Annotated in this window: 22 protein-coding genes and 2 riboswitches; of the genes, 7 read left to right on the top strand and 15 right to left on the bottom strand. The window is 48.2% G+C overall.

The window, feature by feature from the left end:
* Positions 1-148: 148 nt before the first annotated feature.
* The 4 genes from AC50X8_RS12540 to AC50X8_RS12525 all read right to left on the bottom strand — a co-directional run bounded on the left by AC50X8_RS12540 (position 149) and on the right by AC50X8_RS12525 (position 4,310).
* Positions 149-1,090 (bottom strand): putative sporulation protein YtxC, encoded by a 942-nt coding sequence (locus tag AC50X8_RS12540; protein WP_494879977.1) that lies wholly within the window; start codon positions 1,088-1,090, stop codon positions 149-151.
* Positions 1,091-1,195: 105 nt separating this feature from the next.
* Positions 1,196-2,185 carry a DMT family transporter gene (locus AC50X8_RS12535; protein WP_056039542.1) on the bottom strand — a complete coding sequence of 330 codons (990 nt, stop codon included), beginning with the start codon at positions 2,183-2,185 and terminating at the stop codon, positions 1,196-1,198.
* Positions 2,186-2,317: 132 nt separating this feature from the next.
* Positions 2,318-2,466: riboswitch (FMN riboswitch) on the bottom strand.
* A 116-nt stretch (positions 2,467-2,582) separates the two neighbouring features.
* Positions 2,583-2,756, bottom strand: coding sequence for a hypothetical protein (locus AC50X8_RS12530; protein WP_494864109.1), 174 nt, complete (start codon positions 2,754-2,756; stop codon positions 2,583-2,585).
* Positions 2,757-2,810: 54 nt separating this feature from the next.
* On the bottom strand, positions 2,811-4,310 hold the full coding sequence (locus AC50X8_RS12525; RefSeq protein ID WP_056039539.1) for an MFS transporter: 1,500 nt from the start codon (positions 4,308-4,310) through the stop codon (positions 2,811-2,813).
* Positions 4,311-4,441: 131 nt separating this feature from the next.
* Here AC50X8_RS12525 and AC50X8_RS12520 point away from each other — a divergent pair, with 131 nt between their 5' ends.
* Positions 4,442-5,266: a MerR family transcriptional regulator gene (locus AC50X8_RS12520; RefSeq protein WP_494879976.1), complete on the top strand. Its 825-nt coding sequence runs from the start codon at positions 4,442-4,444 to the stop codon at positions 5,264-5,266.
* 128 nt (positions 5,267-5,394) lie between these two features.
* Here the strand turns inward: AC50X8_RS12520 and mqnC are convergent, their stop codons facing one another.
* The 4 genes from mqnC to metA all read right to left on the bottom strand — a co-directional run bounded on the left by mqnC (position 5,395) and on the right by metA (position 10,010).
* On the bottom strand, positions 5,395-6,531 hold the full coding sequence (mqnC, locus tag AC50X8_RS12515; RefSeq protein ID WP_056039530.1) for a cyclic dehypoxanthinyl futalosine synthase: 1,137 nt from the start codon (positions 6,529-6,531) through the stop codon (positions 5,395-5,397).
* A 194-nt stretch (positions 6,532-6,725) separates the two neighbouring features.
* Positions 6,726-7,898 (bottom strand): trans-sulfuration enzyme family protein, encoded by a 1,173-nt coding sequence (locus AC50X8_RS12510; protein WP_494879975.1) that lies wholly within the window; start codon positions 7,896-7,898, stop codon positions 6,726-6,728.
* Positions 7,899-7,902: 4 nt separating this feature from the next.
* Positions 7,903-9,066, bottom strand: a complete 1,164-nt coding sequence (locus AC50X8_RS12505) for a PLP-dependent transferase (RefSeq protein WP_056039525.1) — start codon at positions 9,064-9,066, stop codon at positions 7,903-7,905.
* A gap of 26 nt (positions 9,067-9,092) precedes the next feature.
* Positions 9,093-10,010 (bottom strand): homoserine O-acetyltransferase MetA, encoded by a 918-nt coding sequence (gene metA / locus AC50X8_RS12500; RefSeq protein WP_056039522.1) that lies wholly within the window; start codon positions 10,008-10,010, stop codon positions 9,093-9,095.
* A 101-nt stretch (positions 10,011-10,111) separates the two neighbouring features.
* Positions 10,112-10,218, bottom strand: a riboswitch (SAM riboswitch).
* 387 nt (positions 10,219-10,605) lie between these two features.
* Here metA and corA point away from each other — a divergent pair.
* Positions 10,606-11,541 (top strand): magnesium/cobalt transporter CorA, encoded by a 936-nt coding sequence (gene corA / locus AC50X8_RS12495; RefSeq protein WP_494864112.1) that lies wholly within the window; start codon positions 10,606-10,608, stop codon positions 11,539-11,541.
* Positions 11,542-12,088: 547 nt separating this feature from the next.
* Here the strand turns inward: corA and AC50X8_RS12490 are convergent.
* Both AC50X8_RS12490 and AC50X8_RS12485 read right to left on the bottom strand, forming a co-directional pair.
* On the bottom strand, positions 12,089-12,292 hold the full coding sequence (locus tag AC50X8_RS12490; RefSeq protein WP_494864113.1) for a hypothetical protein: 204 nt from the start codon (positions 12,290-12,292) through the stop codon (positions 12,089-12,091).
* On the bottom strand, positions 12,270-13,523 hold the full coding sequence (locus AC50X8_RS12485) for an MFS transporter (RefSeq protein WP_494879974.1): 1,254 nt from the start codon (positions 13,521-13,523) through the stop codon (positions 12,270-12,272). The genes AC50X8_RS12490 and AC50X8_RS12485 overlap by 23 nt, the downstream gene beginning before the upstream one ends.
* A 249-nt stretch (positions 13,524-13,772) precedes the next feature.
* Between AC50X8_RS12485 and AC50X8_RS12480 the strand changes: the two genes are divergently transcribed.
* The 3 genes from AC50X8_RS12480 (at position 13,773) to AC50X8_RS12470 (ending at position 16,650) form a co-directional block, all read left to right on the top strand.
* Positions 13,773-14,675: a LysR family transcriptional regulator gene (locus AC50X8_RS12480; protein WP_430154855.1), complete on the top strand. Its 903-nt coding sequence runs from the start codon at positions 13,773-13,775 to the stop codon at positions 14,673-14,675.
* Positions 14,676-14,712: 37 nt separating this feature from the next.
* Entirely contained in the window at positions 14,713-15,522 is an 810-nt protein-coding gene (locus AC50X8_RS12475; RefSeq protein ID WP_494864115.1) for a histidinol-phosphatase, read from the top strand.
* Positions 15,523-15,795: 273 nt separating this feature from the next.
* Entirely contained in the window at positions 15,796-16,650 is an 855-nt protein-coding gene (locus AC50X8_RS12470; RefSeq protein WP_494879973.1) for an EamA family transporter, read from the top strand.
* Positions 16,651-16,792: 142 nt separating this feature from the next.
* Here AC50X8_RS12470 and AC50X8_RS12465 read toward each other — a convergent pair whose 3' ends face one another.
* Positions 16,793-17,191, bottom strand: a complete 399-nt coding sequence (locus AC50X8_RS12465) for a DoxX family protein (RefSeq protein ID WP_494879972.1) — start codon at positions 17,189-17,191, stop codon at positions 16,793-16,795.
* A 201-nt stretch (positions 17,192-17,392) separates the two neighbouring features.
* Here AC50X8_RS12465 and AC50X8_RS12460 point away from each other — a divergent pair, with 201 nt between their 5' ends.
* Positions 17,393-17,701: a winged helix-turn-helix transcriptional regulator gene (locus AC50X8_RS12460; RefSeq protein WP_056040108.1), complete on the top strand. Its 309-nt coding sequence runs from the start codon at positions 17,393-17,395 to the stop codon at positions 17,699-17,701.
* Between the two features lie 297 nt (positions 17,702-17,998).
* Here the strand turns inward: AC50X8_RS12460 and sdhB are convergent, their stop codons facing one another.
* From sdhB to AC50X8_RS12445, 3 genes are read right to left on the bottom strand one after another with little or no spacing between them, the layout of a single operon-like run.
* Positions 17,999-18,763, bottom strand: a complete 765-nt coding sequence (gene sdhB, locus AC50X8_RS12455; RefSeq protein WP_056039506.1) for a succinate dehydrogenase iron-sulfur subunit — start codon at positions 18,761-18,763, stop codon at positions 17,999-18,001.
* Between the two features lie 2 nt (positions 18,764-18,765).
* A complete protein-coding gene (gene sdhA / locus AC50X8_RS12450; RefSeq protein WP_056039503.1) occupies positions 18,766-20,523 on the bottom strand; it encodes a succinate dehydrogenase flavoprotein subunit in 1,758 nt (585 codons plus the stop codon).
* Positions 20,524-20,547: 24 nt separating this feature from the next.
* Positions 20,548-21,219 (bottom strand): succinate dehydrogenase cytochrome b558 subunit, encoded by a 672-nt coding sequence (locus tag AC50X8_RS12445; protein ID WP_056039501.1) that lies wholly within the window; start codon positions 21,217-21,219, stop codon positions 20,548-20,550.
* A gap of 216 nt (positions 21,220-21,435) precedes the next feature.
* Here AC50X8_RS12445 and AC50X8_RS12440 point away from each other — a divergent pair, with 216 nt between their 5' ends.
* Entirely contained in the window at positions 21,436-22,326 is an 891-nt protein-coding gene (locus AC50X8_RS12440; protein ID WP_494879971.1) for a LysR family transcriptional regulator, read from the top strand.
* A gap of 65 nt (positions 22,327-22,391) precedes the next feature.
* On the opposite strand, the gene AC50X8_RS12435 is transcribed toward AC50X8_RS12440, so the two are convergent.
* The gene (locus AC50X8_RS12435) at positions 22,392-23,054 is read right to left on the bottom strand and encodes a potassium channel family protein (RefSeq protein ID WP_056039495.1); all 663 of its coding nucleotides are present in this window, start codon (positions 23,052-23,054) and stop codon (positions 22,392-22,394) included.
* Positions 23,055-23,064 lie beyond the last annotated feature (10 nt).

Raw genomic sequence — 23,064 nt, 5'->3', positions numbered from 1 at the left:
CCCGATTTTAAGTACAGTTCTATGTCATAGTGTAATACACTTATTTGTATTTTTTATGTATGGAAGTGAAAAAAACTCGCCGTTGATCGGCGAGCCTGCAGCTAGTTTATTTGGCTAGTTCATATTGCTGATTCATATTACTGATTTTTTAAGGCTGAGTAACACCATCATTCCATTCCCCCATTGCGTGGGAGCACAACACGCAATCACTGCACACCGACACCCGGTTGTCAAAAATCGTTTCAATCGTCCGAATGACCTGCATATCGACCTGCTGCGTATGAACGACAATTTGCTTCGGTGATGCAGCAATAAGCGAGCTGATGACCATATCCTCAATGTTCATTTCCGTTTCCAGCATTTCAGCCACCAAGCGGTCGGAATGCGGCTTCGGCTCAAACAATTGAAATTTGTCATTATACAATATAAATTCATGGTTGCCTTTATGAACCAAATGGACCATGGCGACCTTCGATTGCTGCAGCCCAACAAAATATTTGAGCAGCGAAATAAACTCCTGATATTGCTTATCCAGCACATATTCATCCAAGGCATATTCCACAATATCGCCTAGCTCGTGACGATATCCATGAAGTCTGAAGGTGGCGATACCGCCAAGGTCGAGCTGTGTATTTTCACTTAAATACAGTTCGATTTCCTCGGCTACCTTAAGCTTGCGGCGCTTTCTGTCCGCATCCAGAAACTTGGCATTCAAGCCATCCAGATCGGTATCCTGCATCAGCTGGCTGCAATATTTTTCGATAACGGAGATGTCCGTGGAATGGCCGCCCTGATATTTTTTCTTAATGATGCTGATGAGCATTTCCGATTCCAAATTGGTTACAACAAATTCAGCAAGCGCTTTGGCTGCACTGTGGTACAGCATTTCTCCATGCTTATTCAGTTGAAAATAAGGCGTTGCCGACTGGCACATAATGGTGCCGGCAGGCTGCAGATCGAACTGCACCAAACGCCCCTGTGATGCTGCTTCAATATGTAGATCCTCATTCGTATATTGCGCCATTAAGGCCGCTAATCCAGCTGCCGTAGATTGAAGCTTGGAAGGCAGCGTAACGGTGAATAGTTCCATAAAAAAGCCAACCCCTTTCATTCCCCTCTAAACAGTATATGGTGCACGAAGCAACGATATACGATGAAGACATTGGGAATGAAGGGGGCTATGAATGTGCTGGATTTAAGCGGCAGCTTGTGGCTGCTGAACAGCCTGTTCATTGCTGCTGCGGCTCATAAGCCATAAGGTCAGCCAAATGAGCAGGAAGCCGCTAAGCTGCCCTAACGTCAGCGTCTGGCCAAATACGAGCCAGTTAATCAATACGCCGACGGCAGGGAAGGAAAGCTCAGCAAGCGTCGCGTATACAGCTTTAGTTGAGGAAAGCCCTTTGTAATACAGAAGCATGCTGATTAAACCTGGGAAAAAAGCTTGAAACAATAAATTGACGGCAATCAGCGACAATTGGCTGCCCTCAGCATTGAGGCTCCACGCGTCGCCGCTTGCCAGCAAAATCACGCTGAGCAGCGGCAGGGCAAGCAGAAACCTGAGGGACGTCACTATGGAAAAGGACAATTTCTTTTGCAGCAAATATTTGCCCATGACGGTCGAGCCGCCCCACAATGCCGCCGCGATGATTGAGAACAGGCAGCTGAGCAAAGCAAGATCATGCAGGCCAACTAACGGCGAGCCGAACCCGAAGGTCAGCAAATAGGTGCCTGCGAGCGCCGCCAGCAAAAAGACGAAAAACTTCCGCGGCAGCTTTTCCTTCAGCAAAACTCTGGCGAGCAAAATCGCAAATAACGGCTGGAGCTTCTGAAGCAGCAGCACCGCATTGGCACTGCCATGGGAGAAGGCTGCGGTGAACAGCACCGTCGCTACAGCTGAGCCGCCCCAGGAAATGAACAGCAACGCCCCGATGACGCCAATTGACAGCTTGCCGACTAATGTACGGCGGAATTTAAACAATACAGGGACTGCGTAAAAAGCGAGCAAAATATGCTCAATAAATACAATTTGCGCCGAGGTAAAGCTTTTGAGCAATAAAATACGGAACAGCGGGTCAAGACCCCAAAGTGTCGCGCCAAGCGCCACATACCATATCCCGTTAATGCCTGCAATGCGTGATGTTCGCCAGCCCGCTTTCTCGCTAGCCAGCTCTAATGTGTTCTGCAATTCAAAAACCTCCTGAGAAAGTTTTGAATTGAACCTTCTTTTCACTATGAAAAAGAAACAATGCCCCTGTCAGTAAACTGACAAGGGCATCATCAACAAACCTGATAAATGAATGTCATTTAACAAGCTGGTTCTGATCTTCTCCCGTCCGGACTATACCGTCGGCTCTGGATTCTCACCAGATCAGTCCCGGCTGCAAGCAGCTAGGAGTCGCGGGCTCTGGATGCTCCGAACGCATCCTTACCGCCGGTAGGGAATTGCACCCTGCCCTGAAGATTCATATTCGATTAAATCGTATTGTAACACAAAAGATTACAGTTTGAATAGTCTATTTGCATGGAAAATTTGCATTTCCGATTAAAATTTTATTTTTCCGACCTCTTTTCTTGGTTTTCATCTATTCCTCGACCAAATTTCTACCAACCCTCATCCGTTCCTCGTCCCTTTGCTTTAACTTTTCAAGCAGCAAATCATGCTGCTTGCTGTCTTCTTTAATGATGTTTCTGCCTGCAAGAATGAAATAGGCGATCCCGCCTACCATGCATACAATCACTATTATTTGATTAATCATCTACGAACCCTCCCCTCGTCCCAATTAATAACCATGCCTTGCTGCTTAACCGGATCAGGACCGAGCGGAGCTTCTTTTCTTAGAACGCGTTCTTGTCAAACCAACGCTTACCGAAGCTGCCACTAAAAATAAGGTAACACCCGCAATAATCGTGAAAAAGGACTGATCAAAAGCAGCACGGCCTGCTGCTTTTAGCGCCTCGGCAGCCTGTGCAGGCAATCCTTCTGCAACTAGAAGCGCTTCATCCAAACTGTCTTTCACATTACCTGGAACTTGGAGTCCAGCAGGGATTTTCATAGTCAAAGTGTATACAAGGCCTGACATACTTCCGATGATCGCAATACCCGACGCTCCGCCCATCTCATAGGCTACTTCCTCAATCGATGCAGCCATACCCGCTTTCTCAGGGGGAGCATAGCTCATAATAGAATGCGATGCTGCTGTCATCCCTGCTCCTAGGCCTGCACCAAGGAGAGCCAGTCCAACAATCTGCCCGGCAATGCCCGAATCAAATTGCAGAAGATACACACCCATTCCCAGTGCCGCGATTAGAAGGGCGGCGCTCTTAATACGAATGACATCATAGCGATGCAGAATCGATCCAGTCAGCGGACCCGCAATGAGTGCTGCTAGCGGTATGCTTAACGTATACAGCCCCGCTAGAAGCGGACTCAGGCCTTCCACCAGTTGAAGACGCTGGGTCACCATATACTGAACCCCCATCTGCGCAAATGTACCTACCAAAGCCGTAATAAATGCAGCCGAGAAACCATTTATTTTAAATAGCGAAAGATCAATAAGTGGATTTTCATTTCTATTTTGCCGACGAATAAAGATGATTAAAGCCACGATGCCGATAACAGCCCCTATGACCGCAAAAGTCAGCGACCCTTCGCGCCGAGCAAACTCCTTAATGGAATAGATAATCGCTACCATCGCTATCATAATTTGAATCGAACTAATTAAATCCCACTTCTTTTCTTTATTGCCCGGATGATTTGGCACATATAGCAATGTCAATACAAGTGCAATAATGGCGATAGGAAGGTTAATTAAAAACACTGAACCCCACCAGAAATGCTCCAGAAGAAGTCCGCCTACGATGGGACCTAGCCCTGCACCTCCAGAAGCAACAGAGCCCCAAATGCCGATTGCCAATCCAAGCTCGCGTCCATCTGTAAAGGTAATTCTGATAATCGACAATGTGGCAGGCATCATCATGGATGCTCCGATGGCAAGCAGAACCCGTCCCGCCACTAGCACATAGGGAGCGGGAGAAAAAGCGGCAAGTAGTGAAGCGGCAGTAAAGACGAGCAAGCCGGCGGAAAAGATTTTTTTATGCCCCCAGCGGTCGCCTAGCGTTCCCATTGCAGGAAGCAGGCCCGCCATAACGAGCGAATAGCCATTCAAAATCCACAATTTTTCCGAAGCGGACGCACCGAGATCGTGGGTTAAGCTGGGCAATGCCGTATACAGGATGGTCATATCCATCACAATAAGTAAAAGTGCGCTTGAAACGATAACCAGAACCAACCAACGTTTGAATTTAGACATGTTATTCCTCCATGAATACAAGTTAACTTGCTTCAAACACTAAAGTATCGGGTTACCCCATAGTCAAGCCTAAATTGTTAGGCTACAATAGGGTTGATTCATTTTGTTAGCTTATAACGGAGGAATGAACGATGTCCGAGAGCCGCAGCTTATATCTTACGACCAGCGAATTTGCCAAAACTTGCGGGGTTACCAAACATACCCTGTTTCATTATGATGAGATCGGGCTTTTAAAACCAGAATATGTAAACTCAAAAGGTTATCGTTATTACTCCGTTCAGCAATGTTACGTACTGGATATTATCAATGTACTGAAAAAAGCGGGGAGCTCCCTACAGGAAATCAAAGGGTTTATTCAGAATCAGAACACTCCTCTGTTCATAGAACTGCTCGAACAGAAACTGCATGAACTAGAGATGGAACAGATTAGAATACAAAGGATGCAAAGACTTTTGAAAGGCGCCATCGAAATGTCGGAGCAAGCTGCAGGAGTACTTCAAGAGGGACCGTCAGTGGCGGAAGGTGATGAGGAATATTTTATTGTCACTCAACTGGAACAGGGCGATGGTGACAAGGAGTTTGCTCACAAATTAAATGAACATCGCAGCTACTGTGAAAATCACTTGATTGAAACCGATTTTCCGATTGGGACTATTTTAGGCAAGGATCATTTTGAATCAGGCGATTATTATGGGGACTTCATTGCCAATAAGCTAAAAGCTCCGATAGTAGGAGATCGAATAATTATCAAACCCAAAGGGCTTTATGTTGTCATGAATCATCGAGGATCTTATGAAACGATGTCCGAAACGTACGCTATAATAAAAAAATATATGGAAAGTAACGGCTTGTCCATATGCGGAAATGCGTATGCGGTAGAAGTGCTCAGCTACCTTTCGGTAAAAAATCCGAACGACTATATTATACAAATATCGGTCGAGGTGTCTGAAGTGTGAAATGCTGCTTTAGAGGCAAGAACACAAAAACGCTTGTCTAATATCTATCCTGTAACGGATAAAATATTAGACAAGCGTTAGTAAGTTTAATTACCGAAAGTAGCTCCGAATTAGCTGATCACTAAAACCTAATTTTGCATTACAAAATCCTGCTCAGCCTTATCGCTTTCATTGTACATCCGCAAAATTTCATAGCGAGTATTGCGCTGCGCCGGAACTTTGCCCGCTTCGCGAATAAGCTTCAAAATCAGCTCAATGTTGACCTTGTGCGTTGTGCCCGCAGCAGACACTACATTTTCTTCAATCATCGTACTGCCGAAGTCGTTGCAGCCATAGGCCAGCGAAAGTTTACCCATATCAGGGCCCATCGTGACCCAGGAAGATTGCAGGTTGTCAATATTGTCGAGGAAAATGCGGCTTACCGCGACAATTTTCAAATATTCCTCCGGCTTCGCTTTCTCCATCGGCATTCTCGTATTGTCTGGCTGGAACGGCCAGGAAATAAAGGCTGTAAACCCTTCGGAGTCGTAGCCATTCGCTTTGCATTCATCTTGAACGTCACGAATGCGCAGCAAATGCAGGGCGCGCTCCTCCATCGTTTCTCCAAAGCCATAAACCATTGTAGCCGTCGTATTCATGCCATGGCGATGAGCCGACTTCATTACGTCGATCCAGTCCGTATAAGAGCCCTTCTTGCGGCTGATTTTACGGCGTGTGCGGTCATCGAGGATTTCCGCGCCGCCACCTGGCAGCGAATCCAGTCCCGCCTCATGCAGCTGGCGAACAACCTCATCCAGCGACAATCCGTCTGATACTTCCTTCATCTTCTGTATTTCCGCAGGCGAGAAGGAGTGCATCGTAATGTCCGGGAAGCGCTGCTTGATTTCCTTCAGCAAATCCGTGTAATAAGTAAAAGGCAGATCCGGGTTCGTTCCGCCCTGCATCAAAATTTCGGTTCCGTTAACGTCAATCGTTTCTTGAATTTTGTTCATAATCGTCTCGTTATCGAGCACATAGCCCTCTTTGGAGCCTGGGGCACGATAAAAGGCGCAGAACCTGCAATAAACGTCGCACACATTCGTGTAGTTGACGTTTCTTCCTACAACGAAAGTCGTTACAGGCTCGGGATGCTTGCGCAGCATAATTTCATTCGCGACTTTACCCATTTTCTCAATCTCGTCGGATTCGAACATAATAATACATTCTTCCAAGCTGATTCGTTCACCCCGCAGGGCCTTATCCAATATCTGGTCCAACGTTGCCATTACGCAAGACCTCCTTATCTATAGCTGTAGTTTTGATGTTGCGCTTTTTTTCACAAACTAATTAAGTATAGGCCAATTTTATCATACTATGCTCATATTCGTCATCTTTCGTTTACAGTCATTATAGCCGCTAAAAAGGAAAAACACGGCTTGTCAGTAATGACAGCCGTCTTTTCCTCCACTTTACGAGGCTGTTAGCCGCGCAAAGCCTGATCCAAATCTGCGAGCAAATCGTCGATATGCTCAAGGCCTACCGAATAACGGACAAGACCGTCCGTTATTCCGCGTTCATGGCGCACTTCCTTCGGCATTGCCGCATGCGACATCATGGCCGGATACGATAAAATGCTTTCTACGCCGCCCAGGCTGACAGCTACAAGCGGCAGCTTCACACGGCCAAGCATCGCTTTCGCCCGCTCGCCGCTGCCCACATCAAAGGACACGACTGCGCCATAGGCGGAGCATTGCTGTTCATGAACCTCACGGCCCGGATGATCGGCAAGGCCAGGATAATAAACCTTCGTTACCTCTGGATGGTCATTCAGCCATTCCGCCAGCTTGCGCGCGCTGCGCTCGCTATGCTCCATGCGGGCTTGCAGCGTCTTAATGCCGCGCATAAGCAGCCAGCATTCATGGGAGCTCAGTACAGCGCCGAGGCCATTTTGCAGCTGATACAGCCTGCGTCCCAGCTCTGGATCAGCCGTTACAGCAAGGCCCGCAAGCACGTCGCTATGCCCGCTCAGAAACTTAGTCGCGCTGTGCACGACTATATCTACGCCAAGCTCTAGCGGACGCTGGTAATAAGGCGTCATAAACGTATTGTCCAGAATCGTCAGCAGGTTATGCTCCTTCGCCCACGAAGCCACCTCCGAAATGTTGGTGATTTTCAGCGTCGGGTTGGAAGGGGTCTCTATAAATACCGCTTTCGTATTTGCTTTATATGCCGCTTTAACAGCTGCAAAATCCGTCATATCGACGAACGTCGTTTCCATGCCTAAACGGTTCAGCACTGTCGTAAGCAGACGGTATGTACCTCCGTACACATCCTCTGTCACAATTACATGGTCACCCGCCGACAGCAGCAGGAATGTCGTTGAAATCGCCGCCATGCCGGATGCAAAGGCAAAACCTCGCGTACCGCCCTCCAGCAGCGCAATTTGATCCTCCAGCGCCTGCCTGGTCGGATTGCCGGACCGGCTATAATCGTAAGGCGGATTTTGGGACAAATCGCTTTGATGGAACGTAGATGCCTGAAAAATCGGGGTACTGGATGCACCCGTCTGCTCATCAAATGATCCTTCAAAATGAAGCAATTTCGTTGCAAAATGACGCTTGGCATATTCCTCTTTGTTATGTCTGTCGCTCATGCTGCTATACCTCCCCAATCTCTTGCTTAGCTGCGGCAAGCGCCTGCTCCAAATCGGCAATCAGGTCATCTGCATGCTCAATGCCAACAGAGAAGCGAAGCAATTTATCATCAACGCCGACTGCACGGCGAATTTCTTCAGGAATATCGGCATGCGTCTGCACAGCCGGATAGGTCATCAGCGATTCAACGCCGCCCAAGCTCTCAGCGAAAGCAATCAACTCGATATGGCGCAGAATGGGTTCAATGTAACGGGCGTCCTTCACGCGGAAGGAGAAAATGCCGGTATTGCCCGAAGATTGGCGGTTTTGCACCTCATGTCCGGGATGATGCGGCAAAGCCGGATAATAAACCTCTTCAATAGAAGGATGCTCCAGCAAGTAGTTGGCGATTTTAGTTGCATTATACTCATGACGCTCCATCCGCAGCGCTAGTGTTTTCATGCCGCGCATTAACAGCCACGAATCCTGCGGTCCGAGAACGGCGCCAATGGAGTTATGCAAAAACGCCATTTCCTGCGAAAGCTCTTGTCCCTTCGTCACAATAAGGCCAGCGAGCACATCATTGTGGCCGCCCAAATACTTAGTCGCGCTGTGGACAACGACATCTGCCCCCAGCTCAATTGGACGCTGGAAAAACGGCGTCAGCAGCGTATTGTCTACAATCGTCAGCAGTCCTTTGGACTTCGCCCATGATGCGACACGCTCAATGTCGGTAATCATCATTAACGGATTGGTTGGCGTCTCGATTAGTACCGCCTTCGTATTCGGTGTACACAGCTCGCTCATCGCATCAATATCGTTCGTATCCACGTAGGATGCTGTAACACCATATCTCGACATAATCTTCTCCAGCAGGCGGTAAGTGCCGCCGTACAGATCAAGGGATACAATCAAATGATCGCCTTGGTGAAACAGGCCGAATACCGTTTGCAAAGCGGCCATGCCTGAGCTGCATGCGAAGCCAGCGTCGCCAGACTCAAGCTTGGCAGCTGCCTCTTCCAATACGGCACGGGTTGGGCTTTTTGTACGAGCGTAGTCAAAGCCTGTGCTTTGTCCAAGCTTCGGATGGCGGAATGCCGTCGCCTGATACACGGGGAAGCTTACGGCTCCGGTTTCCGTATCCTTTTGCGAACCAATTTGCGCTAATTCACTTTCGATTTTCAACATGGGCTGTTGCTCCTTCTATTATATAGTTAGATGTTTGCTCCCAAATCAAATGGCGTCTGCTGGTACACGTAATAGTTGAGCCAATTCGAGAAAAGCAGATTCGCATGCGCCCTCCACGAGGAGTACGGTATCGCTTCCGGGTTATCACCCGGGAAATAGTTTTTCGGCAATGCAATGTCGAGCCCTTTCGCCTTGTCGCGGTCATACTCGTTTTTCAGCGAGAAGGGATCGTATTCCGAATGCCCGCTGACGAAAATTTGACGGCCATCTTTGGAAGCGACAATGTAAACGCCCGATTCCGCCGATTCCGACAAAATTTCCAGACGTTCCACCTGTTCAATATCTTCGCGACGCACTTCCGTATGACGGGATTGCGGCACGAGGAACGCTTCATCAAAGCCGCGAAGCAGCTTGACGTTCTGTTTCTCAATCGTATGATGAAACACGCCGAAAATTTTATCATCCAATTCATATTTCGGAACGCCATAATGATGGTAAAGTCCTGCCTGCGAGGCCCAACATATATGGAAGGTCGAAGTAACCCGCCGTGCGCTCCAGTCCATAATGTCCTTCAGTTCTTCCCAATAGTTCACGTTTTCAAAATCAAGATGCTCGACAGGAGCGCCTGTAATGATTAATCCATCGTAAAACTCATGGGAAATTTCGTCGAACGTTTTGTAAAAAGCATGCAGATGCTCGTAGGACGTATTTTTCGACGTATGCGTCTTCGGACGAAGCAGCACAACCTCCACTTGCAGCGGCGTGTTGCCGATCAAGCGCAGCAGTTGGGTCTCCGTCGTTTCTTTCTCAGGCATTAAGTTCAGAATCGCTATACGCAGCGGCCGAATATCCTGATGATAAGCAACGCTTTCGTCCATGACGAAAATGTTCTCACTGTTTAATATTTCTTTGGCTGGCAAATGGTCGGGAACTTTAATTGGCATGCAGAATCACTCCTTTAATGAGATTATCAGCATTCCCAAATATAAAAAGACCCTTTCTGTCGAGAGAAAAGGTCGTTTGCTCAAAAAATAAGCGGTCGCCTCTCTCATCTCTCAGAAACATCGAAATGTCTCCGCAAGAATTAGCACCGTGCTTACGCCGGTTGCCGGGCTTCATCGGGCTAGTCCCTCCGCCTGCTCTTGATAAGAAAGTAGTTCTATTCAATTATGGAATTGCTGCTTATAAGCCTACTTTAATGGATTCGGGCAGGCGCGTCAAGCCTGTGAACTGCATATACTATAGAAGGCTGATCTTTCGGCTTCATTTACGGTTTTTTCGCTTGAATGTAAAGCTGCTGCGGGAGTATACTAGACAAGGATTGAAACGCCGAGTGAAAAAATTGGTGTTTTTTATCCAAAAATCCACATGATAAAGGAGTGCATACGGACATGGAAGGCGACCGACCAAGGCCTGAACACAACCGAATATGGCGGCTGCCCAGCCACTGCGTAATGCGCCCTGTTTTTCTATAAATAACAGTGCTCTGTGCAAGCGGCAAAGGCGGCCTCCTGTCCATTTCAGAGAGGAGATGCACAGATGAAAATCCGTCTGGTCAACAACGGCTTGTTTACCCCTATTGAAGATATTGCTGATACACTCATTCCATCGCCGGAGGGCTTTTATTGGATTGATGCCGATGTGGAGGATTTGGCTGTATTGCAGCCGCTGTTCCACATGCATGACCTCGCGGTAGAGGATTGCCTCACCGAGGAGGAGCAGCGCCCTAAGATCGAAATTTATGAAAGCCATTATTTTATCGTTATTAACAGCATTCGTTTTGATGATGAGGAAATTTTCCTGCGCGCGCTGAACATTTTTCTCGGCCGCCATTATATTATTACCGTTACGAAGCAAAAAATTAATGAGCTGCGCTCCCTGAAGCCTGTCCTGTGGGAGCAGGAAGTCAGCCGCCCCGATTATTTTTTATACAATCTCGTCGACATTGTCGTCGATAACTACTTCCTCGTCGCCGATCGAATTGATACGAGGATCGAAACGCTCGAAGAAGATATCCTAATGCATACGAAAAAATCGCATCTGAACGAAATTATCGGTTTGCGCGGTGAAATTTTGTGGCTCAAGAAGGTGCTTGGCCCGCAGAAGGACGTTATCGCTACGCTGAACAAACGCGATCTTAAGCTGATTGATGATCAGCTGCAAAAATATTTTAGCGATATTTATGAAAATGCCGTCAAAATCGCCGAGACATTTGATACGTTCCGCGAGCTGATGGGCAACTTGCGAGAAGCTTACCAGTCCAGTATATCGGCGCGAGCCAATGAAATTATGCGCGTGTTTACCGCGATGACGACGATATTCATGCCGCTGACCTTCATAACCGGTATTTATGGAATGAACTTCGACTTTATACCCGGCCTGCATATGCGCGGCGGATCGTATATTTTGCTCGGCATTATGCTTGCGCTGGGCTGTGGAATGTTTTTTATTTTCCGTAAAAAGGAATGGTTGTGACCGTAGGGCACAACCATATAAATGCTATTAAGACCTTGTCGTAGAAGCCTGATGGAAAAGATCCGTCGCTGCGTAAAAAGTTTGGATTCCGGGATGCCTCTGCATTTTTCTGAATGGATACAGCGCTGCGGTAAAAATGCAGATGCAAAGGCGAACGCTGCGCTCCTCCATCTCAAACCTTTTACTCCGCTCGCCTTTTCCATCAGGCTTCTACTTTTTTACGGCTTAAAAGCTTTTATTTGCTTTTGTGCCGGTTATTTATGGAGTGCATTCGCTTTTCATATATGCTCATGGACAACCTCGTTTACTAAACCATCGTACAAACACCATTTTTATGCTTCCCCCCCTCCTACTACGTTAAAATCATCGAGTCATGAATGTGTACTTAACTTTAGTTCTATACAAGTTAGAACTATTCCCTAATCTAAGAATTGGATATGATCCAGTAACAAGGAAATGAATTTCAAGTAGTAGATAAGGAGAGGGAGGTCATAAAGAAGGTATCATTTCGCCCATTTGAAAGAAAGCTAATAACGGCTTGTTTAGTTTATTTTGGAATTGCTTTGAAACTTTTATATGTTGTCATTTTCGGGCTGACCCAGACCCATCCTTTATACAAGAAGAACTTGTCTAAAAATGCTGTCATCAGCTTTATAGTTCCTTTGAAAATAAAACGCAAAGCCCGGCGGCCAGTCCTTTTCATTGGATTAGCGCCGGGCCTCGTATGTTCATGCTTCAGCTGCCCCATCATCCCCTGCCAGCGCCTCTGCTCTGCCCTTCGTCAAATTGACGAACATGAGCAGCACAATGCCGATGACGAATAACGCAATTAGCGAGAGGATGGCGATACGGGTAGAGCCTGTAACCGTCGCGACTACCGAAAACAGCAGCGGTCCTACAACGGAGGAAAACTTGCTGGACAGCGAGAGAAAGCCAAAAAATTCACCCGATTTGGACGGCGGCACCATACCCGAATAAATCGAGCGCGAAATCGCCTGGCTGCCGCCCTGTACAACGCCAACCATAATCGCAAGCAAATAAAAATGCAGCGAGGTCGTCATAAAATAACCCAAAATGACAATAACGACGTAGAACCATAACGACACATATAACAGCTTTTTCGAGCCAAAGCGCGCGGCCAGTCTGCCAAATACAATCGTACACGGAAAACCGACAAACTGCGTAATTAATAGCGCCTTGATCATATCATCCGTATTAATGCCGATCCCTTGGCCATAAATCGTTGCCATAATAACTACCGTATTAATGCCATCGTTGAAAAATAAAAACGAAGCCATATATTTAAGAAGCTCCGGATATCGCTTAAGCGTTCGCAGCGTCCCGCGCAATCGCGTGAAGCCTTTGCCAAGCGCGGTGCCGAAGCCAACTTTGACCTTTTTCACAGGCTCCTTGACCGAACGAAGCAGCGGCAGCGAGAACACAAACCACCAGATGCCTACCGTAATAAACACCATTTGGGTCGCAAAGGTTTTGGTAGGGAAACCGAACAGCTCGAAATTTTGAAGCATTAAAATATTAACTAGCAGCAGCAAGCCGCCGCCCATGTAGCCATAAGCGTAACCCCGCGCGCTCACGACATCCCTGCGCTCCATCGGCACGCCGTCCGCCAGCAGCGCATCATAGAAGGTGTTCCCTCCTGCAAACCCCATCGTTCCTATAATGAGCAGGATGGAGGCGAGCAGCCAGTCCCCCTCCCCAACAAAAGCCATCGCTGCACAGGATGCAGCTCCCATTAGCATAAACATCGTCAGAAATTTGATTTTGGAGCCCATATAATCGGCAACTGCGCCCAAAACAGGCGACAGCACCGCTACGAACAGCATCGCAATACTTTGGGTGTAACCCCAATAGGCTTCCGCCTTCGTACCTGATAAATTAGACGCTGCCACACCTGAATAAAATATCGGCATGACGGTCGCCATCATCGTCGTCGCAAACGCCGAATTGGCCCAGTCGTACATGAGCCAGCCTCTTATTGCTTTCCTGTCCAGTCGTAACGCCTCCCTAAATATGTACCTTCGTCCAACACACTTCGACAACGCCACTTCATATCCTCTTTAAATAATACGTAAAGCTTCTTCTCCTTTTTGCCGTCGTGCCGGATTTGCTTTATAATAGTAAGCAAAGCTATCACGAGGAAAGGCATCTACGCCTGCAAGCCTATTTCAATAAGCGTGTAATCGCTTCACTTAACCTGGAGGGGGATTGTAGTGAATATTAGCCAACTTGAAACACTCCTCACCATTTCCAAAACGATGAGCTTCCGCAAGGCGGGTGAGCTGCTTAATTTGACCCAGCCTGCTGTATCCGCACAAGTCAAAACGCTTGAAGAGGAATTCAAGACCGTTCTGATTGACCGCAATCAGCCTGTGACCCTCACCGACCATGGACAAGTTTTTCTGGAGCATGCCGAGAGAATTTTGCTTATTGTCGAAGAGCTTAAGGCTAAGCTTTCAGACCTCAACACGACGCCTCAAGGCCATATTTTGCTCGGGACAACTTCTTCCATTGCGATTCAAATTTTGCCGCGGGTATTAGCCTACTTTCAAGACCAGTTTCCGCTGATCAAAACAACGATCCATACGATGCCATCATCACAGGTGACCGCAAGCGTCGAAAATGGCACAATTGACATTGGTATTTCTTATTTATTTGAGAAAAATCCAAACCTGCACTCGTCCACTCTTTATTACGATACGTTTGAGCTTGTTGTATCTCCGGAGCATCCGCTGAGCGATTTGAAGCATACTACCGTAGAGGCACTCAAGGATATTCCTATGATCATGCTTGCACCCGACACACTAGGACGGCGCTTCGTAGACAAAATTTTTCGCCAGTACAACATTCAGCCGAACATTATGATGGAGCTTTCGAGCAGCGAAGAGGTTAAGCGCATGGTTGAAATTAATCTTGGCGCCGCCGTCGTCTCCAAACTTTCCATTGCCGAGGAGCTGCGGCGGGGCTCGCTCAAGATGATTAAGGTGAATGAGCTCGAAATCAGCCATCCGGTCGGCGTCGTCTACAAGTCCGGGAGATATTTGAATACGGCGATGCAGCAGTTTTTAAGCGATCTTAAGGGCATGCCGGAGCATCAATTTATTAGCAGCGAATAGACTGACAGCGCATTTTCAACTCAAGGAGGAAACAGCTATGAAATTTGATCTGCACACCCATCACGAACGTTGCGGCCATGCCGACGGAACGATTGAAGACTACATTATTGCCGCTTTGGACGCAGGTTTGCAGGCCATCGGCATTTCTGATCATTCGCCTTATTTCGGCCATAAGGACGACCGTCCTTTTCCCGGCATCGCCATGGCTCAATCTGAATTTGACAACTACATAAAGGAAGTACTTGAGCTTAAAGCTAAATATGAGGGGCGTATTGAAGTACTGCTCGGCATGGAGTCAGACTTTTTCCCTGAACGGCTTCCAGCTTATCGCGACGCCTATGAAGGTGTACCATTCGACTACATTATCGGCTCTGTCCATCAGGTAAGTGGAGTGAGCATTTTTAATCGTAATCGTTGGGAAAAGTTGACCGAGAAGCAGCAATTTGAGGATAAGCGCCGTTATTATGACCTCATCAGCCAATCGGCGCGCAGCGGCATGTTTGATGTGCTGGGGCATATCGATGCAATGAAAGGTTATTACCCCGCTTTCTCTGATATTAAAGCCGATGCCGAAATTGATGATACGCTCCGCATCATTGCCGAAAACGACGTTTCGATTGAAATTAATACGTCCGGCAGCACAAAATATGTAGGCGGCTGGTATCCGTCCGATGAAATTTTGGAGCGTGCCCATCATTTCGGTGTTAATGTGACCTTTGGCTCCGACGCTCACGTTCCAGCAAGGGTCGGGGACGATTGGGATCGCGTCAGCAAGCGCCTCAAGGAAATTGGCTTCAACAAATGGGTGTTCTACCGCCAGCGCAAGCAGATCATCGTACCGCTTTAAGCCGTCTGCTTATGGAATCTGAACAAATCATGCTGCTTTGCTGTTTATCAGCAGAGCAGCCTCTTTTTTTGTATGGAGAACGTATGCGGAACGCCGCCATCGAACAAATGGACAAAAAAAGTGGACCTGCACCGAGCGCAGGTCCGAATTCGATATATTAAAAGGGGGTCTTGTTTATTATAATAACCGAGTATTGTAATAGGGGTATAACAGAATCATTTCATTTGTGTAACAAATGCAACAATACCGTAAACAATCAGGGAGTTGAACATCATGTGGCTAACGGTTGCCATCTCTAGCGCCATTTTATTCGGATTAGCCGGCTGGTGGATGAAAAGAAGCCAGATGAGCGGCGGTACGACCTCGGCGCTGCTGCTCGGGCTTTACGCCTCTGGTACAGTCGGGTTTGGCGTGCATGCCGTCTTTGAGGGATCGCTCGCTTCGTTAGCCGATTACCGGATCTGGATCGCTGGAGCGATCATTGGAGCAGGCTCGGCCATCGGCAATGCGGTCTTTATGAAGGCGCTGAATTACGGACCGGCCAGCCTGACCTCTCCACTGACGAATATGAACATCGTGCTCGTCGTTGTATTAGGCACGCTTGTATATAAGGAACCTTTGCATTTTACGCAAGCTTGCGGCATTTTGCTGCTGCTGCTTTCCGTCGTACTCATTTCTTATAAAAAACAGGTACAAACCGCTCCTGCCCAAAAACAGTGGTTTTTCTATGTTGGCGCTGCGGTCGTCTTCTTCACCTTCCGCAATGGCGGGCTCAAGGTGACGGAGGAATGGGGATTATCCAGCGCGCCGATTTTATTCGTGGGCTATTTGCTGTCCTTTCTATGGTTCGCCTTGTTAAGCAAAGAAAAAAACAGCAGCAACCGCAAGCCCGCCTATCGGACGGGCTTGCTTTACGGACTGCTCGCTGGCCTCTTCTCCTACTCCGGCCTCCAGCTTTATGCAACTGCGCTGGCAACGGGGCCCGCTAATCTAGCCGCGCCGATCTTCGCCACGAACAGCCTCGTCGTCGCGGCAGGCGCCATCCTGATTTACAAGGAAAAACTAAATGCCGCCCAGTGGGCGGCATTTGCATGCATGATGATCGGGCTTGTTGTCATCCGCTTATAGCGGCTGGCAGCAGGCTTTTTTTAAATATAGGAAAGTTTATGATTTCGCCATACTTTCTCTATATTTCTCGGACTGAAATGCGCTACGCCGCCAAAAGACGGCGACAGCCGTTTCACCTTGCAATACAGAACTGCTTCTTCCCTTATTTAAGCAAGGCGTCGATGGACAGCTCTCCCGCACCGGTCAAAGCAACGCCGACAAATACGGCGATAAGCACCATGTTATATTCGTAGCCGTTCTGCGTTGACCACACCCCATTAGCGCCATGCACCTTCACAATCGCCATAATCATTGGGATGATCAGCAGCACCGCGCCAACCCATGTCCACAAGCCTGCTGCAAACAACAAGCCGCCCACCGCTTCGCTTAATCCTGCTGCCAATGCCATCAGTACGCCAGGCTTAACGCCTATCGAATCCAGCCATCCCCCAGTGCCTTTCAAACCATAGCCACCGAACCAGCCAAACAGCTTCTGCGCTCCATGACCAACCATCAACAAGCCTAATACTACCCGAATAATCAATAATCCTGTGTCCAACATTTTAACCTCACCCTTCGTCTTTTGTTTGGTTTCACAGCTGCAACACTTGCTCGCTGTTTCATGAACCCATCTTAATATATAAACTAACTTTTGTAAAGTAAATATTTAAAATAAAGTTAAATGGCGATATGGTGTTTATATGCACTTACTTTTCCAAAGTAGATATGTTATAATGGGTTAAGAAGAAACGGGGTGATCAGGTTGGATTATTCAACAATGTGCCCAAAGTATGAAGCAGCGGCCGAAATTTTAGGCAAGAAATGGACCGGTCTCATCATTCGGGTGCTACTAGCTGGACCAAAGAGGTTCAAGGAGATCAAGGAGCAAATTCCGGATATGAGCGACAAGATGCTTACCGACCGGATGAAGGAACTTGAACAACTTTCCATTATTAAACGAACGGTATATCCAGAAATGCCTGTTCGCATTGAATACGAATTAAGTGACAAAGGCCATCATTTAGAGCCTGTCATTGAATCGATTCAAAAGTGGGGCGAAGAGTGGCTGTAACAAGCCAGCTTTAAGAGCTACTAGTAGGAAATGCATAAAGGCAGCAAAAAAGAACCGTGAGAGCGGTTCTTTTTTGCTGCCTTTATGTCGTATTCGCGGCTGATCATTGACAAGTGCCATAATCTCTTTTATTATTGATACTGATTATCATTATTACAATCGTAAACGGCTGTCGTCGTCCTCTTGCGGCAAAGCTGCCGTTTCGCGGTGAAATATAAGCTGATTATAAAAGTAAAACTTATAAATGCTTATATTTTTAAAAAAAGCCTTCCACCGCTAAGGTGGAAGACCGTATATTTAAAATCCAAGCCATTTTTTGAACAGATGCTTCGTTGTATCTTTGTTGATTGCCGCAATTGACGTCGTAAGCGGAATGCCTTTCGGACAAGAGCGAACACAGTTTTGCGAGTTGCCGCAGCCCTCGATGCCGCCATCCTCCATCAAGGCTTCCAGACGCTCTTCCTTGTTCATTTCTCCCGTAGGGTGAACGTTGAACAAGCGAACCTGAGAAATAGCCGCTGGGCCAACAAAGCTGTTGCGATCGTTGACGTTCGGGCAAGATTCCAGACATACGCCGCACGTCATGCACTTGGACAGCTCGTAAGCCCATTGACGCTTCGATTCAGCCAGGCGCGGGCCAGGACCGAGATCATAAGTGCCATCGATCGGAATCCATGCCTTAACGCGTTTGAGGGCGTTAAACATGCGCTCGCGATTGATGACAAGGTCACGAACGACCGGGAAAGTGCGCATCGGCTCCAGACGTACCGGTTGCTCCAATTGATCGATCAGTGCGCTGCAGGCTTGGCGCGGCTTGCCGTTAATGACCATGGAGCAGGCGCCGCAAACTTCTTCCAGACAGTTGGATTCCCAGCATACTGGAGCTGTATTGCCGCCATCCGCCATCGTCGGATTACGCTGAATTTCCATAAGTCCGCTGATGACGTTCATATTCGGGCGATACGGAATTTCAAATTCCTCTTTGTAAGGCGCAGACTCCGGTCCATCCTGACGGGTAATGATGAACTTAACGGTTTTTGTAGCAGTAGTCGTATCAGCCATCTTTATTCTCCTTTCTTCTTGTTCGCTGTGTAGTCACGTTTACGCGGTGTAATCAGGGAAACATCGATGTCCTCGTACGAAATTTGCGGACCTTCCTTCGTCCAAGTCGCAATCGTTGATTTCATGAACTTCTCGTCGTTGCGCTCTGTGAAATCCGGCTTGTAATGCGCGCCGCGGCTTTCGTCACGGAGCAGGGCACCCAAGGTCATAGCCTCGGAAAGCTCAAGCATGTTCCATAGCTGACGAGTGAAAGCAACGCTTGAGTTGTTCCATTTCATCGAGTCATTGATGTTGATATTGTTGTAGCGCTGCTTGAGCTCTTTGATTTTGTTAATCGTTGCTTCAAGCTTGTCATTGAAACGAACAACCGTCATATTGTTGGTCATCCATTCGCCAAGCTCCTTGTGCAGAACGTAAGCATTTTCTGTACCGTTCATAGCGAGAATGCTTTCGTATTTATCCGTTTGGCGTTTTTGCTCACGGTCGAATACGGAGGAAGCCACGTCAGCGGAAGCTTTCTTCATGCCTTTAATGTACTCTACCGCTTTCGGTCCTGCGACCATACCGCCGTAAATCGCCGACAAGAGCGAGTTCGCACCGAGACGGTTAGCGCCATGGTATTGATACTCGCATTCGCCTGCTGCAAACAATCCAGGGATGTTCGTCATTTGGTTGTAATCTACCCACATGCCGCCCATCGAATAGTGAACCGCAGGGAAAATTTTCATTGGCAGCTTCCGTGGATCATCGCCCATGAACTTCTCATAAATTTCGATGATGCCGCCGAGCTTCACATCAAGCTCCTTCGGATCTTTATGGGAAAGATCAAGGTAAACCATGTTTTCGCCATTGATGCCGAGCTTCTGATCGACACAGACGCTGAAAATTTCACGAGTCGCAATATCACGCGGCACAAGGTTGCCGTATGCTGGATATTTTTCCTCAAGGAAGTACCAAGGCTTGCCGTCTTTGTAAGTCCATACGCGGCCGCCTTCACCACGAGCTGATTCGGACATCAAGCGCAGCTTGTCATCGCCAGGAATCGCGGTTGGATGAATTTGAATAAATTCGCCGTTCGCATAATTAACGCCTTGCTGATACACCGCACTTGCTGCTGTACCTGTATTAATAACCGAGTTCGTCGTTTTGCCGAAAATAATGCCAGGGCCGCCCGATGCCAATATAACCGCATCGCCCACGAACGTCTTCACTTCCATCGAACGCAAATCCTGTGCAGATACCCCGCGGCAGATGCCTTCGTCATCCAGAACGGCGCCAAGGAATTCCCAGTGCTCGTATTTCGTTACGAGGCCGGCTGCTTCCCAGCGGCGAACTTGCTCATCCAAAGCGTATAGCAATTGCTGTCCAGTTGTGGCACCTGCAAATGCTGTACGGTGATACTGTGTGCCTCCGAAACGGCGGAAATCGAGCAAGCCTTCCGGCGTACGGCTGAACATAACGCCCATACGGTCCATTAAGTGGATAATGCCTGGTGCTGCTTCACACATTGCTTTAACAGGAGGCTGGTTAGCGAGGAAGTCTCCCCCGTATACCGTATCGTCAAAATGCTCCCAAGGCGAGTCGCCTTCACCTTTTGTATTAACCGCCCCGTTAATGCCGCCCTGCGCGCAGACGGAATGGGAACGCTTCACCGGCACGATCGAGAACAGATCAACGTGCATGCCAGCTTCTGCTGCTTTTATCGTAGCCATAAGACCGGCAAGGCCGCCGCCTACGACGATTATTTTATTGTTAGCCATCACGCTTCACTCCTTGTCTTCAAACTATCCGATAGTATTCCAAGCCAATGCGAGATCGGCTGCTTCCTTGAATTCGTCGCCGCGGAAGGCAACCAGCGAAAGAATAAACAATGCCGCTACGACTACAAAAACACCCATGCATACAATGGATGAAATCCGCTGTGCACGAGGCCCTACTGTAATGCCCCAGCTGATCAAAAATGCCCATAGGCCATTGGCAAAGTGGAACGTAGCTGCCAATACTCCGACCACATAAAATACAAAATAAAGCGGATTAGTCGCAATATTGTGCATCGTGGAGCCTAGCTCTTCATGTGTGATATAGCCCAAGTACACTTGAAAACGGGTTTGGTATACGTGCCAGAACACGAAGATAAACGTGATAACACCCGTTAAACGCTGTGCTGTAAACGCCCAGTTGCGGCCATACTTGAAACGACCCAGGTTGCTGTCTGACTGATAGGCTACATATAAGCCGTACACGCCATGGAAAAGCAGCGGGAGGTAAATACCGAAAATTTCAAAAATCGGCAGCAATGGCAAGCTGTTAATGAGACTAACGCCGCTGCTGAACCCCTCTGCCCCCCTCTCGAACGATTGATAGTTCGTAAGCGCATGCACAACGATAAACATTCCGAGCGGAATGATACCAAGCAGCGAGTGAAGCTTACGGGAAAAATACGAATTTCCTTTCATGCCTTTGTGTCTCCTTTCCAGACTGTGGTTACGCTTTCCTCAAATGCTTGTCTACAAATCATTCTACATTTTACTCTTCGGTTCTTTCTCCGTCAACAAAAGTTGACACAGTTTAGTCACACTTCCCATCGTACTCCTTTTCGGCTTATAATGGAATTGCTTATTTTTTATAATTTGTTATAACAATTTAACATAAGCAGACTGGAGCTGGCTATTTTGATTGAAGAAATGCATATGTTTGCCGCCATCGTCGAGCAGTCCAGCATGAACAAGGCTGCAGCGCTGCTGAATCTGTCCCAGCCTGCCCTCTCCCGTAAAGTAGCCAAGCTTGAGCAGGATATCGGCTCGCAGCTGTTCCGGCGCATCGGCAAGAGGCTGGAGCTGACACCGATCGGCCAGATGACCTATGAATACGCACTGGAGCTGCGCCAGCTGCACCGGCGCTACCTGCAGAAGGTTGCCGATTATGAGTCGGCAGGGCGGACCTCCATTACGATTGGAGCGAGCCTGACGACGCTGCAAACGACGCTGCCCGATTTTATCAAGGCGCTCAATAGCAGCCATCCTGAATTCGATATTAAGGCGGTCACGGGCAAAACCCATGAAATCGTTACTTATGTAAGAGAAGGCAAAGCCGATATCGGCATTGTCGCCTCGCGGATTGAAGACGCCCAGCTGCACTGTGTCCCGCTGTTCGAGGATCATCTGCTGCTCGTCCTGCCGAAAAGCATGGTGGTAACGGACAAGGGCATGCTCGGCATTCAGGACCTAAACGGCTTGCCGATTCTCCTCTTCTCCAAAGGTACCTGGTATCGCATGCTAACCGATGAGTTGTTTGCCAAATACAATCTCCAGCCAGATGTACGCATGGAGATTGACTCTTTCGAGGCGATCGTCCGGCTTCAGCACACTTGCCGGGCTGCGACGCTGCTTCCCCAATCTTATGTGCGTGAACAGCTGCTGGCCGACAATGATCTCACCGTCATTCCGATCAGAGAGCTTGCGGAGACGAAGCGCACGACTTCGCTCATTCATGCCGATCCGGCCCAACTGCATCCAGCCGTCCGTCTGTGGATTGAGGAGCTTGCCTCCCGCTCGAAGGCCTGAGCAGCGAAACAACAAGAAGACAGCAGCGCAGGTGTGAATAGCCGCATGCGCTGCTGTTTTTATTGTCACCTTGTTGCTGCCTCTTCAAACTGCTCAATCTGCTCATTCGTCCCGATAATGACCATGACATCACGCTCGTGCAGCACATCGGCTGCTGTCGGGGCAATAATAATGCCATTTGGCTTATTAATCGCTACAATGCTGCACCCGAAGCGGGCGCGCAGGTCGAGATCGCTGAGCGTCTTGCCATGCATTTTGCCCGTGACGACAATCTCGGCAATCGTATAATCCTTGGACAGCTCGATATAATCGAGCAGATTCGGCGATACCAGCTGATGTGCGACTCGAATGCCCATATCCCGCTCTGGATAAATAATGCGGTCCACGCCGATTTTTTCCAATACCCGCCCGTGCAGCTCGTCCACCGCTTTCGCCACTACGGTCTTAACACCCAAATCCTTAAGCAAAATCGTCGTCAAAATGCTCGCTTGAATATCATTGCCAATCGCGACAACACCAACATCAAAATTCCGTACGCCAATCGAGCGCAGCGTCTCCTCGTCTGTGCAATCGGCTGATACGGTATAGGTGAGCTCATCGCTTAGCTCCTGAACGGCTTCCTCATCCTTATCAATGCCTAGCACCTCATAGCCTAGCTGAATTAACTCTCTGCCCAGACTTGAGCCGAAACGCCCAAGCCCTACGATGACGAACTGGTTCTTTTTCATAATAAATCTG

The sequence above is a fragment of the Paenibacillus sp. JT22N15 genome (assembly GCF_059383755.1).
This window is presented reverse-complemented; position numbering and strand designations above follow the sequence as displayed.

What these genes read in the sequence shown, in the direction of transcription:
- AC50X8_RS12540 (WP_494879977.1), bottom strand. Translation starts at nt 1,090, where the DNA reads ATGGAACTATTCACCGTTACGCTGCCTTCCAAGCTTCAATCTACGGCA.
- AC50X8_RS12530 (WP_494864109.1), bottom strand. Translation starts at nt 2,756, where the DNA reads ATGATTAATCAAATAATAGTGATTGTATGCATGGTAGGCGGGATCGCC.
- AC50X8_RS12525 (WP_056039539.1), bottom strand. Translation starts at nt 4,310, where the DNA reads ATGTCTAAATTCAAACGTTGGTTGGTTCTGGTTATCGTTTCAAGCGCA.
- AC50X8_RS12520 (WP_494879976.1), top strand. Translation starts at nt 4,442, where the DNA reads ATGTCCGAGAGCCGCAGCTTATATCTTACGACCAGCGAATTTGCCAAA.
- mqnC (WP_056039530.1), bottom strand. Translation starts at nt 6,531, where the DNA reads ATGGCAACGTTGGACCAGATATTGGATAAGGCCCTGCGGGGTGAACGA.
- AC50X8_RS12510 (WP_494879975.1), bottom strand. Translation starts at nt 7,898, where the DNA reads ATGAGCGACAGACATAACAAAGAGGAATATGCCAAGCGTCATTTTGCA.
- AC50X8_RS12505 (WP_056039525.1), bottom strand. Translation starts at nt 9,066, where the DNA reads ATGTTGAAAATCGAAAGTGAATTAGCGCAAATTGGTTCGCAAAAGGAT.
- metA (WP_056039522.1), bottom strand. Translation starts at nt 10,010, where the DNA reads ATGCCAATTAAAGTTCCCGACCATTTGCCAGCCAAAGAAATATTAAAC.
- corA (WP_494864112.1), top strand. Translation starts at nt 10,606, where the DNA reads ATGAAAATCCGTCTGGTCAACAACGGCTTGTTTACCCCTATTGAAGAT.
- AC50X8_RS12490 (WP_494864113.1), bottom strand. Translation starts at nt 12,292, where the DNA reads ATGATGGGGCAGCTGAAGCATGAACATACGAGGCCCGGCGCTAATCCA.
- AC50X8_RS12485 (WP_494879974.1), bottom strand. Translation starts at nt 13,523, where the DNA reads ATGTACGACTGGGCCAATTCGGCGTTTGCGACGACGATGATGGCGACC.
- AC50X8_RS12475 (WP_494864115.1), top strand. Translation starts at nt 14,713, where the DNA reads ATGAAATTTGATCTGCACACCCATCACGAACGTTGCGGCCATGCCGAC.
- AC50X8_RS12470 (WP_494879973.1), top strand. Translation starts at nt 15,796, where the DNA reads ATGTGGCTAACGGTTGCCATCTCTAGCGCCATTTTATTCGGATTAGCC.
- AC50X8_RS12465 (WP_494879972.1), bottom strand. Translation starts at nt 17,191, where the DNA reads ATGTTGGACACAGGATTATTGATTATTCGGGTAGTATTAGGCTTGTTG.
- sdhB (WP_056039506.1), bottom strand. Translation starts at nt 18,763, where the DNA reads ATGGCTGATACGACTACTGCTACAAAAACCGTTAAGTTCATCATTACC.
- sdhA (WP_056039503.1), bottom strand. Translation starts at nt 20,523, where the DNA reads ATGGCTAACAATAAAATAATCGTCGTAGGCGGCGGCCTTGCCGGTCTT.
- AC50X8_RS12445 (WP_056039501.1), bottom strand. Translation starts at nt 21,219, where the DNA reads ATGAAAGGAAATTCGTATTTTTCCCGTAAGCTTCACTCGCTGCTTGGT.
- AC50X8_RS12435 (WP_056039495.1), bottom strand. Translation starts at nt 23,054, where the DNA reads ATGAAAAAGAACCAGTTCGTCATCGTAGGGCTTGGGCGTTTCGGCTCA.